Source organism: Streptomyces sp. NPDC007896 (genome assembly GCF_042959425.1).
Classification (GTDB): Bacteria; Actinomycetota; Actinomycetes; order Streptomycetales; family Streptomycetaceae; genus Streptomyces.
On sequence record NZ_JBIBKX010000026.1, the window covers coordinates 137,589 to 149,060 of the forward strand.

Sequence of the window (11,472 nt, forward strand, 5' to 3'; positions counted from 1 at the left end):
GATCAGTCCACCGTCACGTAGTCGGGGCCGGAGTAGCGGCCGGTGGCCAGCTTCTGACGCTGCATCAGCAGGTCGTTCAGGAGCGAGGACGCGCCGAAGCGGAACCAGTGGTTGTCCAGCCAGTCCGCGCCCGCGGTCTCGTTCACCAGGACCAGGAACTTGATGGCGTCCTTGGTGGTGCGGATGCCGCCGGCGGGCTTCACGCCGACCTGGACGCCGGTCTGGGCGCGGAAGTCGCGGACCGCCTCCAGCATGAGGAGCGTGTTCGCCGGGGTCGCGTTGACGGCGACCTTGCCGGTCGAGGTCTTGATGAAGTCCGCGCCGGCCAGCATGCCGAGCCAGCTCGCGCGGCGGATGTTGTCGTACGTCGAGAGCTCGCCGGTCTCGAAGATGACCTTCAGGCGGGCGCTGGTCCCGCAGGCCTCCTTCACGGCGGTGATCTCGTCGTACACCTTCATGTACTTGCCCGCGAGGAACGCCCCGCGGTCGATGACCATGTCGATCTCGTCTGCACCGGCGGCGACCGCGTCGCGTACGTCGGCGAGCTTCACGTCGAGGGCTGCGCGGCCGGCCGGGAAGGCGGTGGCGACCGAGGCGACCTTCACGCCGGAGCCGGCGACGGCGTCCTTGGCGGTGGCCACCATGTCGGGGTACACGCAGACGGCCGCGGTGCTGGGCGTCGTACCGTCCGTGGGGTCGGGGTGGACCGCCTTGGCGCCGAGCGCCCGGACCTTGCCCGGGGTGTCCGCGCCTTCCAGCGTCGTCAGGTCGACCATCGAGATGGCGAGGTCGATGGCGTACGCCTTCGCGGTCGTCTTGATGGAACGGGTGCCGAGCGAGGCGGCGCGAGCCTCCAGGCCGACCGTGTCGACGCCGGGGAGCCCGTGGAGGAAGCGGCGCAGCGTGCTGTCTGACGCGGTTACGTCGCCGAGTGCGGGTGCAGTGGTGGGCATGGTCACGAGCTGAGCATATCTACGCGCGTAGCGGCTGTACAGCCCTGGGGGTGGGTGTGGAGGAGTGCGCACGGGGCGGGTCTCGTCCCCGCCACCCCTACCCTCGGGGACCCCATCATCCCAGGGTCTGCGTCCCGGAGCGTCCTGGCTTTCGAGCGCCGGACGAGCCGTGGTTCTTGGGGGCGCGGGCAACTGCGCGGACGCCCGGCCGTAACGAAGCGGCGGCGTGGGGCGGGGGTGAAGGAAGTGTTCAGGGGGCGTCGGGCAGAATCGGGGGCATGACGACCCCGGATGACCAGCCACCCGTGCCGGACGCCTCGCGACCCGAGTCGCAGGACCGGATCTACCGGTCGCACGCCGGTATCGCGGGCGGCGTACTGCTGCTCGCCATCACGGGCTGGCTCGGCATCGACGCGCTGGTCTCCGGCCACGGCCGCACCCCCTGGCTGGCACTCGCCGCGCTGATCCTCCTGGTCCCGCTGGTGGCCGCCTTCACCCTGCGCCCCGCGGTCTACGCCAACGAGGACCGACTGCGCGTCCGTAACCCGTTCCGTGTCGTCGTGCTGCCCTGGAGCAAGGTCGCCTCACTGCGCTCCGGGTACTCCAACGAGGTGGTCGACACCGAGGGCGGCAAGTTCCAGCTCTGGGCGATCCCCGTCTCCCTGCGTGCCCGCAAGTCCGCGGCCCGACGGCGGGCGCGCGACGCCGCCGCCGACAGCAGCGGCCGCACCTCCTCGGTGACGAGCGGGCCCACCCGTTCCCAGGCCGACCAGGTCATGGACGACCTGCGCGAACTCGCCGAGGCCCGGGCGGCCACGGAGGGCGCGCAGGGCGAGGTGAGCGTGCGGTGGGCGTACGAGGTCATGGGTCCCGCGCTCGCGGGGGCCGTGGTCCTGGTGATCCTGCTGGCGGTGGGGTAGCCACCCCGGCTGCCGCACGCGGGCCCCGTATCAGCTCACGGTCCGTCACGACTCGTCATGGCTTGTCACGACTCTTCACTGCCTGGCACGGCTCTTCGCTGCCTGGCACGGCTCTTCACTGCCTGTCACGGCGCGCTCGGCCACACCAGCGCCATGTACGCGCTCCAGTACGCCGAACCCAGCAGCGCCGCGGTCAGGGTGAGGGCCCGGAAGCGGAGTGAGGCGCGGGACAGATGGAGGGCCAGCGGGAGCAGGAGCGGGAAGCCGGGCAGGAGGAAGCGGGCGCGGGGGAAGTAGACGCCGCCGCTGCCCAGCACGATCAGCAGCAGGACGCCGGTGAAGACCAGCAGGGGGAGCGGCTGCCGGTCCCAGGCGCCCAGGGCGAAGAGGACCACGGACACGATCAGCGTGACCGTCACCATCACCAGGAAGAGCTCCGGCCTGGAGTCGTGCGTCAGGACCTCCCGCACACGGCGCAGGGTCTCCGCGCCGCCGTCCCAGTCGTTGTGCCACAGCCGCTGTACGGCGAAGTAGCCGTCCCATCGGCCCAGGCGCACGCCCACCCAGCCGACGTACGCGAGCCAGCCCGCCGGGGCGAGGGCCGCGGCCGCGAGGACGCGCGGCGAGAAGCGGTTCCGCAGGGAGAGCAGGGCCGTGACGGTGACCGCGGCCGCCGCCGCGATCCCCGTCGGGCGGGTCAGGCCCGACAGCGATGCCAGGGTGCCCGCCCAGAGCCAGCGGCCGGTGAGCACGGCGTACAGCGACCAGGCCGCGAACGCCGTGAAGAGGGACTCCGTGTAGCCCATCCACTGGACCAGGCCGACCGGGAGAGCCGCCCACAGGAAGGTCAGCAGCAGGGCCACGCGCCGGCCGTGGAGATGGTGGCCGACGGCGAAGACTCCCCACGCGGCGACGAAGGAGGCGGCAATCGAGATCGCCACGCCCGTCGTGGCGCGCGTACCCGGGGTCAGGACCGCGGCCGCCTTGACCAGGAACGGGTACATCGGGAAGAACGCGAGGTTGTTCGCGTCGTACCGGGTGCCCAGGTGGTGGGTGTAACCGTGCTGGGCGATGCCCAGGTACCAGTCTGCGTCCCACTGCGTGGCCAGGATCGGCCACAGGCCGTGGTGTTGATGGTGCGCCCACTGGGCGAGAAGCAGCAGGCTCACGAGGCGTACGGCCCCGTAGGCGAGGAGGGCGGGGGCCGCCCGGCGCAGATGGGTGCGGAGGGCGCACAGAATGCCTGTGCTCGCATGCGTGCCCGTACTCGTGCCCGTACTTGTGTTCGGGTTCGCGGGGAATTCGCCGGGAGCGTTCCGGGGTGGGGAGGATGTCGGCCGGGAAGCGGTCGAGGACACGCGGCAGCTCCTGGGGCTCGGCGGTGCGCTACCGCCAACCGTTCCTCGGTCGGACGGTGGCGCACCGGAGCGCTGCGTCAACTGCCGGGCGGAAATCACCCGTAAGTGGCTGAGTCCTGGACCTGGGCCCTCGCGGAGGCGCGGGATCCGAGGCGTGGGGTCCGAGGCGTGGGATCAGATGCCGGCCGCCGCGGACAGGTCCCGCTTGATCCCCGCGAGCAGCTCGGCGGCCTTCGCGTGGGCCGTGGGCAGCTCGGCGTGCGAGCCGACCGGGACCACGACCTCCAGGTAGCACTTCAGCTTCGGCTCGGTGCCGCTGGGGCGGACGATGACGCGGGCGCCGTCCAGCGTGTAGCGCAGCCCGTCGGTCGGCGGAAGCGTGTCCGTGCCCTTCGTCAGGTCCTCGGACCTGGTGATGGGCAGGCCCGCCAGCTCCGTCGGGGGCTGCTCGCGCAGCCGGCCCATCGCGTTCGCGATGACCGACAGGTCCTCCACGCGGACCGAGAGCTGGTCGGTGGCGTGCAGACCGTGCTCCACGGCGATGTCGTCGAGGAGATCGAGGAGGGTGCGGCTCTCCTCCTTCAGCTCGGAGGCGAGTTCCGTGATGAGCAGGGCCGCCGTGATGCCGTCCTTGTCGCGTACGCCGTCCGGGTCGACGCAGTAACCGAGCGCCTCCTCGTAGCCGTAGCGCAGGCCGTCCACCCGGGCGATCCACTTGAAGCCGGTGAGGGTCTCCTCGTAGGGGAGGCCCGCCTTCTCGGCGATCCGGCCGAGGAGGGAGGAGGAGACGATCGACTCCGCGAAGGTGCCGCGCGCGCCGCGGTTCACCAGGTGCTGGGCGAGCAGCGCGCCGACCTCGTCGCCGCGCAGCATCCGCCAGCCGGCACCGTCCCTGACGGCCACCGCGCAACGGTCCGCGTCCGGGTCGTTGGCGATGATCAGGTCGGGGCCGGTCTCGCGGGCCTTCGCGAAGGCCAGGTCCATCGCGCCGGGCTCTTCCGGATTGGGGAAGGCGACGGTGGGAAAGTCGGGGTCCGGCTCCGCCTGCTCGGCGACGAGCACGGGCTCCGGGAAGCCGGCCCGGGCGAAGGCGGCGAGCAGGACGTCCTTGCCGACGCCGTGCATCGCCGTGTAGACGGTGCGGGCGGTGCGGGGGGAGTCCTGGGCGAGGACGGCGTCCGTACGGGCCAGGTAGGCGTTCAGGACGCCCTCATCGAGGGTCTCCCAGCCGGAGTCCGGGCGGAGGACGTCGGCGAGGCTGCTGACAGCGGCGATCTCGGCGGCGATCCCGGCGTCGGCCGGGGGGACGATCTGCGAACCGTCGCCCAGGTAGACCTTGTAGCCGTTGTCGCGGGGCGGGTTGTGGCTGGCGGTGACCTCCACGCCGGCCACGGCGCCGAGGTGCCGTATGGCGTACGCCAGGACGGGGGTGGGCAGGGGGCGGGGGAGTACGGCGGCGCGCAGGCCCGCGCCCGTCATCACCGCGGCGGTGTCGCGGGCGAAGTCGGCGGACTTGTGGCGGGCGTCGTAGCCGATGACGACGAGGCCGTCCGTCTCGCCCTGCTTCTTGAGGTACGCGGCCAGGCCGGCGGCGGCGCGGATGACCACCGCGCGGTTCATGCGCATCGGGCCCGCGCCGAGTTCGCCCCGCAGGCCGGCGGTGCCGAACTGGAGGGTGCCGCTGAAGCGTGCGGTGAGCTCGGGGACGTCCTTGGCGGCGATGAGCTCGGCGAGCTCCTCGCGGGTTTCCGGGTCGGGGTCCTCGGCGAGCCACGTCTCGGCCCGTGCGATGAGTTCGTCCTGCACGTCGGGTGAACCTCTCTGTTTGTGCTGCCCTTGGTGTGTACCCAGCCAGGGGTGCCTTCTCTCGCCCCCCGCCGCCCCTACCCGTCCCATCCCTGGGGGCTGCGCCCCCAGCCCCCCGGGGTGCGACGGTCGGCTGCGGGTGGGTGGGGGTTGCCCGCGCGGTTCCCCGCGCCCCTGGGGTCGGGGCTGCGCCCCGAATCCCTGGCCGTGCGTGGTGCTTCGGCTGCCGGCCGGTGGGGGTTGCTCGCGCGGTTCCTCGCGCCCCTGGGGCGGGGGCTTCGCCCCGCGTCCCCCGTCCGCCTTTGTCTTTTGGCTGCCGGCCGGTGGGGCTGGTCGCGCAGTTCCCCGCGCCCCTGAGAGCCCGGTCCGCCTGCTTCAGCCTGTTCGGCGTTTGAAGACGAGGCCGGAGGCCGATCCCCACCCACCCCGCTCAAGGCACCCACCCCGGTCCGCCTGCTTCAGCCTGTCCGGCGTTTGAGGACGAGGCCGTTCAGGCCGATGCGGGGGTCTGGGGGCGGAGCCCCCAGGTTGAGGATGGGACGGGTAGGGGCGGTGGGGGCGATGAACCCCTACAGGCGGTCCAGGACCTGGGTGAGGAGGGCGCCCATGCGGGTCGCGGAGTCGCGGCCCGCCTGGAGGACCTCCTCGTGGTTGAGGGGCTCGCCCGTCATACCGGCGGCGAGGTTGGTGACGAGGGAGATGCCGAGAACCTCCGCACCGGCCTCACGCGCGGCGATCGCTTCGAGAACCGTCGACATGCCGACGAGGTCCGCGCCGAGGACACGGGCCATCCGGATCTCGGCCGGCGTCTCGTAGTGCGGCCCGGTGAACTGCGCGTAGACGCCCTCCTCCAGGGTGGGGTCGACCTCCTTGCAAAGGGCGCGCAGCCGCGGCGAGTACAGGTCGGTGAGGTCGACGAAGTTCGCCCCGACGATCGGGGACGTCGCCGTCAGGTTGATGTGGTCGCTGATCAGCACCGGCTGGCCGGGGCGCATGTCCGCACGCAGACCACCGCAGCCGTTGGTGAGCACGATGGTCTTGCAGCCCGCGGCGACGGCGGTACGCACGCCGTGCGCGACGGCGGCGACCCCGCGGCCCTCGTAGTAGTGGGTGCGGCCGAGGAAGACCAGGGCCCGCTTGTCACCGACCTTGTACGAGCGGATCTTGCCGCCGTGCCCCTCGACCGCCGGCGGGGGGAACCCGGGCAGCTCGGTGACCTGGAACTCGGCCTCGGGGGTGCCGAGGGCGTCCACGGCCGGAGCCCAGCCGGAGCCCATCACGAGCGCGACGTCGTGGGTCTCGGCGCCCGTGAGCTCCCGCAGGCGGGTGGCGGCGGCGTCGGCGGCGGCGTGGGGGTCGCCCTGGATGTCGTCCGGAAGAAGAGATGCGTTCACGCGCATGAGGGTAGCTGGTCCAGGCCTACGCGCGTAGATGACAGAGGTCACGGTCTTGCGATCGTTGTCTTGTTGTTTCCGACGAAGGGGTGGGAACGGGGTGGACCGACGTTTCCCACGAGGGGTGTCGTCGGCGGGGGCGCTCGGGGCGCGGGAAGGGCCCTCAGCAGGGACGCTTGCGCAGCTCCATCACATAGTCGTGGGGTGCGCCCGCCGACTCCGCCGCGTCGGCGATCTCACCGAGGTAGCGCGCGGAGGGGAGTCCGCCCTCGTACCCGTTCAGTACGTACACCCACGCGGGTTCCTCGCCCTCCAGCGTGTGCACCCGTACGCGCATCCGGCGATATATGTCGAGGCCCACGCCCTCCCAGCGGTCCATGGAGTCCTCGTCCAGGGGGGCGATGTCGTACAGCGCCACGAAGACCTGCGAGCGGGGGGCCTCGACGAGGGTCACCAGCGCGCCTTCCCAGCCCATGTGCTCGCCCCCGAACGTCAGCCGCCAGCCGTTCAGCCAGCCCGTGGCGCGCAGAGGCGAGTGCGGGGCGCGGCGCGTCATGAGCCGCGGGTCGAGATTGCCGGCGTACGCGGCGTAGAGCGACATGAGGTCGAGGGTACGGCAGGGAGCACAGGAGCCTCTTGCGTGACAGAACGCATATGCGCATAACCGATGAGCACATAACGGAAGGGGCTCGGATGGGGGCGGGCGCGGCCCCCGGGCGGAAGCATGTTGAAGCGTGCGGGACAATGGAGTACGTGACTCGGATCGTGATCATCGGTGGCGGACCCGGCGGATATGAGGCGGCGCTGGTTGCCGCCCAGCTCGGCGCGGAGGTGACCGTCGTCGACTGCGACGGTCTGGGCGGGGCGTCGGTGCTCACCGACTGCGTGCCGTCGAAGACCCTTATCGCGACGGCCGAGGTGATGACCACCTTCGACTCGTCGTACGAGGAGCTGGGGATCATCGTCGCCGACGACACCCCACCCATGGAGCAGGCGGCCCGGGTCGTCGGTGTCGACCTCGGGAAGGTCAACCGGCGTGTGAAGCGGCTCGCCCTCGCGCAGTCGCACGACATCACGGCCTCCGTGACGCGGGCCGGCGCGCGGGTGCTGCGCGGGCGTGGACGACTGGAGGGCATGCAGGCCCTGGACGGCTCGCGCAAGGTCGTCGTACGGGCCGTGGACGGGACCGAGGAAACGCTCGTCGCCGACGCGGTGCTGATCGCCACCGGCGGGCATCCGCGTGAGCTGCCCGACGCGCAGCCGGACGGTGAGCGGATTCTGAACTGGACCCAGGTCTACGACCTCGACGAGCTCCCGGAGGAGCTCATCGTCGTCGGTTCCGGTGTCACCGGTGCCGAGTTCGCCGGTGCCTACCAGGCGCTCGGGTCGCGCGTCACGCTCGTCTCCAGCCGCGACCGCGTGCTGCCGGGCGAGGACCCGGACGCCGCCGCCGTGCTGGAGGACGTGTTCCGGCGCCGTGGCATGAACGTCATGGCCCGCTCCCGCGCCGAGTCCGCCAAGCGGGTCGGCGACCGGGTCGAGGTCACGCTCTCCGACGGCCGGGTCATCAGCGGCTCGCACTGTCTGATGGCCGTCGGCGCCATCCCGAACAGCAGCGGAATGGGTCTGGAGGAGGCCGGGGTCCGGGTCAGGGACTCCGGGCACATCTGGACCGACAAGGTCTCCAGGACCACGGCCCCGGGCGTGTACGCCGCCGGTGACGTGACCGGCGTCTTCGCCCTCGCCTCCGTCGCGGCGATGCAGGGACGTATCGCCATGTACCACTTCCTGGGCGACGCGGTCGCTCCGCTGAACCTGAAGACGGTCTCGTCCAACGTCTTCACCGACCCCGAGATCGCCACCGTCGGCTACACGCAGGCCGACGTGGACGCGGGCAAGATCGACGCCCGGGTCGTCAAACTGCCCCTGCTGCGCAACCCGCGCGCCAAGATGCAGGGCATCAGGGACGGCTTCGTCAAGATCTTCTGCCGCCCCGGCACCGGGATCATCGTCGGTGGCGTGGTCGTCGCGCCACGTGCCTCGGAACTGATCCATCCCATCTCGATCGCGGTCGACAACAATCTGACGGTCGAACAGATCGCGAACGCGTTCACCGTGTACCCCTCCCTTTCGGGCTCGATCGCCGAGGTCGCACGGCAGTTGCACACCCGCAAGGCGGGCGACGAAAGCTGACGTCCCACCCCGACTTCCCGCTGGTCACGGGGAGTTGTCGACCATTCGTACGGCATAGGCGGAGCGAGTAGGCGCGTATACCACTTCACGTACTGCCATGCGAACAACTTCTGTTATTCGGCGCAAACTGCTGAAAGCAGACGGTCGTTGGGGTTACTGTCAGTTTCGTGTTCGCTGCAGAACGTCGCCAATTGATCCTCGAAATGGTGCGAGCGAACGGGGCCGTGTCGCTCCGTGAGCTCGCCCGCGTCGTCCAGACCTCCGAAGTGACCGTACGGCGGGACGTGCGCGCACTGGAGGCAGAAGGACTCCTCGACCGCCGGCATGGCGGTGCGGTATTGCCGGGCGGGTTCACGCGGGAGTCCGGCTTTCCGCAGAAATCGCATCTCGCGACCGCCGAGAAGACGGCCATCGCCGATCTCGCCGCGGGTCTCGTCGAAGAGGGCGAGGCCATCGTGGTGGGCGCGGGCACCACGACGCAGGAGCTGGCACGCCGGCTCGCGCGGGTCCCCGGGCTGACCGTCGTCACCAACTCCCTGCTGGTGGCGCAGGCATTGGCCCACGCCAACCGCGTCGAGGTCGTGATGACCGGCGGCACCCTGCGCGGTTCCAACTACGCCCTGGTCGGCAGCGGTGCCGAGCAGTCCCTCCAGGGGCTGCGGGTCTCGCGGGCCTTCCTCTCCGGCAGTGGGCTCACCGCCGAGCGCGGCCTGTCCACCTCCAACATGCTGTCGGCGTCCGTCGACCGCGCGCTGGTGCAGGCCGCCGGGGAGGTCGTCGTCCTCGCCGACCACACCAAGCTCGGCACCGACACCATGTTCCAGACGGTGCCGACCGATCTGATCACCCGCCTGGTCACGGACGAGCCGCCCGCGCACGACGACCGCGCGGTCACCGAGCTGCAGGCCCTGGCTGACCAGGGCGTACAGATCGCGGTGGCCGGGCAGGCGGGCGGCGGTGCGGGAGGGGACACGGTCCCGACGGGGCGCCAGCCGCGCCGGGACATGCCCCTCCCCGGTCCGCGCCGCGGCCAGGTGCCGGGTGCGGGACCGCAGTTGCGCAGCGCCACCGTCCTGGGCGAGCAGTCCCCGGGAGAGCGGGCGCGAGTGGCGGATTTGCGCCGCCGCTGACCGACTCGACCGGCGTGCACCCCCATGGGCCGTATGGCGTACGCCGGGCACCCTCCACTCGGCCGTCCCCCGGCCGCGATACGGGGAAGCGGCGCAGCTCACGGCACACGAGTGCGGTTTGTCCGCATGTGCCCCGGCTTGCGACGGCTCCTTGTCCACCCGCAACCTGTCCCTGACACGGCGACGGGAGGCGGTGACGTACAGGTGAACGACGGATCGCGCCGTTCGCACCAGCGACGGATGCGGTACGTCGTCCTGGGGAGCCGGCCCGCCCGCGGAGCGGGGGCGGTGGCACGGGCCCGTACGGCGGGGACGGCGATCCGGCGTGCCGCGGAGCGCGACGACGTGCCGGTGAACCAGGGGCTGCGGGTGGCCGCGGCGTACGCATGGCGGCTGCTGGTGCTCGGGGTGGCCGTGTACGCGACCTTCAAGGTTCTGGGCCGGTTGCAGCTCGTCGCCGTGGCGCTGTTCCTCGCACTGGTGGTCACCTCGGTGCTGCGTCCCCTGGCCGATCTGCTGGCGGGGCGCATGCCCCGGCCCCTGGCCGTCGTGGTGAGCGTGATGGGCAGCCTGGTGCTGATACTCGGGCTGCTGGCGCTGGTCGGCAGCCTGGTCGCGGGCGAGTCGGACCAGTTGGGGCAGGAGTTCGCCGGGGGTATCGGGCGGATCCAGCGGTGGCTGGAGGGCCCTCCCTTCCGTGTCCGCCACACCGTGCTGTCGAACCTTCAGGGCAAGGTGACGACGTACGTCAAGGAGCACCGCTCCACACTGATCAGCAGCGCGCTCAGCGGTGCCGGGCGGGCGGTGGAGGTGCTGACCGGAGCGGTGCTCGCGCTGTTCTGCTCCCTGTTCTTCATCCACTCCGGGGACAGGTTCTGGCACTGGTTCCAGGGCCTGCTGCCCGAGAGCGCCCGGGATCCCTGGAGCCGCGCGGGACGGGTCGCGTGGCGGACCTTCGCCGGGTACACCCGCGGCATCATCATCGTGGCCGCCACCAACGCCGTACTGGTCGGGATCGCCCTGTTCGCGCTGCGCGTGCCGCTGGCCCTGCCGCTGACCCTGCTGGAGTTCTTCGCCGCGTTCATCCCGCTGGTGGGCTCGCCCATCGCGCTGGCCGTGGCCACGGTCGTCGCGCTGGCCTCACGGGGGCCGGTCATCGCGCTCGTGGTGCTCGCCCTGATCGTGGTCGTCGGCCAGATCGAGGGCCATGTCCTGCACCCGCTCGTGCTGAGTTGGGCGGTCCGGCTGCACCCGGTGGTCGTGGCCCTGTCCGTCATCTCGGGCGGCATCCTCGCCGGTGTGATCGGCGCGGTGGTGGCCGTCCCGATGGTGTCGGTGGCCTGGTCCGTGATCAGCGAGATGCGGGCCCGGCCCGAGCCGGACCATCCCGGCCGCTCACCCGGCTGAGGCGACGAATTCCGCGGTCCGCCACCGGGAGGGACGGTCTGCGGGTCGCCGCCGGGGAAGAGGATCCCCGGCCCGTCACCTGAAACGCCGAAGCGCCCGCCGGACCGATTGCTCGGTCCGGCGGGCGCTTCGGATGTCGTACGACGGTGTCGTCAGTCCTTGATCTCGCAGATCGCGGCGCCGGAGGTGATGGAGGCGCCGACCTCCGCGCTCAGGCCCTTGATGGTGCCGGAGCGGTGGGCGTTGAGGGGCTGTTCCATCTTCATGGCCTCCAGGACGACGACGAGGTCGCCCTCCTTGACCTCCTGGCC

At 71.5% G+C, this 11,472-nt stretch carries 10 protein-coding genes; 4 read left to right on the plus strand and 6 right to left on the minus strand.

Annotated elements, in window-relative coordinates; genetic code table 11:
* Positions 1 to 2 precede the first annotated feature (2 nt).
* Complete coding sequence (gene deoC, locus ACFZDJ_RS49650; RefSeq protein WP_384909604.1) at positions 3 to 953, minus strand: deoxyribose-phosphate aldolase; 951 nt, start codon at positions 951 to 953, stop codon at positions 3 to 5.
* A gap of 278 nt (positions 954 to 1,231) precedes the next feature.
* On the opposite strand from deoC, the gene ACFZDJ_RS49655 reads away from it, so the two are divergent.
* The gene (locus ACFZDJ_RS49655; RefSeq protein ID WP_391069477.1) at positions 1,232 to 1,873 is read left to right on the plus strand and encodes a PH domain-containing protein; all 642 of its coding nucleotides are present in this window, start codon (positions 1,232 to 1,234) and stop codon (positions 1,871 to 1,873) included.
* A gap of 125 nt (positions 1,874 to 1,998) precedes the next feature.
* Here ACFZDJ_RS49655 and ACFZDJ_RS49660 read toward each other — a convergent pair whose 3' ends face one another.
* From ACFZDJ_RS49660 to ACFZDJ_RS49675, 4 genes are all read right to left on the minus strand, one after another.
* Positions 1,999 to 3,231: a hypothetical protein gene (locus ACFZDJ_RS49660; RefSeq protein WP_391069479.1), complete on the minus strand. Its 1,233-nt coding sequence runs from the start codon at positions 3,229 to 3,231 to the stop codon at positions 1,999 to 2,001.
* 174 nt (positions 3,232 to 3,405) lie between these two features.
* The gene (locus ACFZDJ_RS49665; RefSeq protein ID WP_391069481.1) at positions 3,406 to 5,037 is read right to left on the minus strand and encodes a phospho-sugar mutase; all 1,632 of its coding nucleotides are present in this window, start codon (positions 5,035 to 5,037) and stop codon (positions 3,406 to 3,408) included.
* Positions 5,038 to 5,606: 569 nt separating this feature from the next.
* The gene (locus ACFZDJ_RS49670) at positions 5,607 to 6,431 is read right to left on the minus strand and encodes a purine-nucleoside phosphorylase (RefSeq protein ID WP_060896436.1); all 825 of its coding nucleotides are present in this window, start codon (positions 6,429 to 6,431) and stop codon (positions 5,607 to 5,609) included.
* A gap of 163 nt (positions 6,432 to 6,594) precedes the next feature.
* The gene (locus ACFZDJ_RS49675; RefSeq protein ID WP_054233631.1) at positions 6,595 to 7,032 is read right to left on the minus strand and encodes a gamma-glutamylcyclotransferase; all 438 of its coding nucleotides are present in this window, start codon (positions 7,030 to 7,032) and stop codon (positions 6,595 to 6,597) included.
* Positions 7,033 to 7,124: 92 nt separating this feature from the next.
* Here ACFZDJ_RS49675 and ACFZDJ_RS49680 point away from each other — a divergent pair, with 92 nt between their 5' ends.
* From ACFZDJ_RS49680 to ACFZDJ_RS49690, 3 genes are all read left to right on the plus strand, one after another.
* Positions 7,125 to 8,624 (plus strand): NAD(P)H-quinone dehydrogenase, encoded by a 1,500-nt coding sequence (locus ACFZDJ_RS49680; RefSeq protein ID WP_390934689.1) that lies wholly within the window; start codon positions 7,125 to 7,127, stop codon positions 8,622 to 8,624.
* A gap of 167 nt (positions 8,625 to 8,791) precedes the next feature.
* Entirely contained in the window at positions 8,792 to 9,754 is a 963-nt protein-coding gene (locus tag ACFZDJ_RS49685; RefSeq protein WP_101400310.1) for a DeoR/GlpR family DNA-binding transcription regulator, read from the plus strand.
* A gap of 240 nt (positions 9,755 to 9,994) precedes the next feature.
* Complete coding sequence (locus ACFZDJ_RS49690; RefSeq protein WP_391069483.1) at positions 9,995 to 11,161, plus strand: AI-2E family transporter; 1,167 nt, start codon at positions 9,995 to 9,997, stop codon at positions 11,159 to 11,161.
* 152 nt (positions 11,162 to 11,313) lie between these two features.
* Here ACFZDJ_RS49690 and ACFZDJ_RS49695 read toward each other — a convergent pair.
* The coding region (locus ACFZDJ_RS49695; protein WP_391069494.1) for a biotin/lipoyl-containing protein at positions 11,314 to 11,472 on the minus strand (159 nt) is incomplete at its 5' end.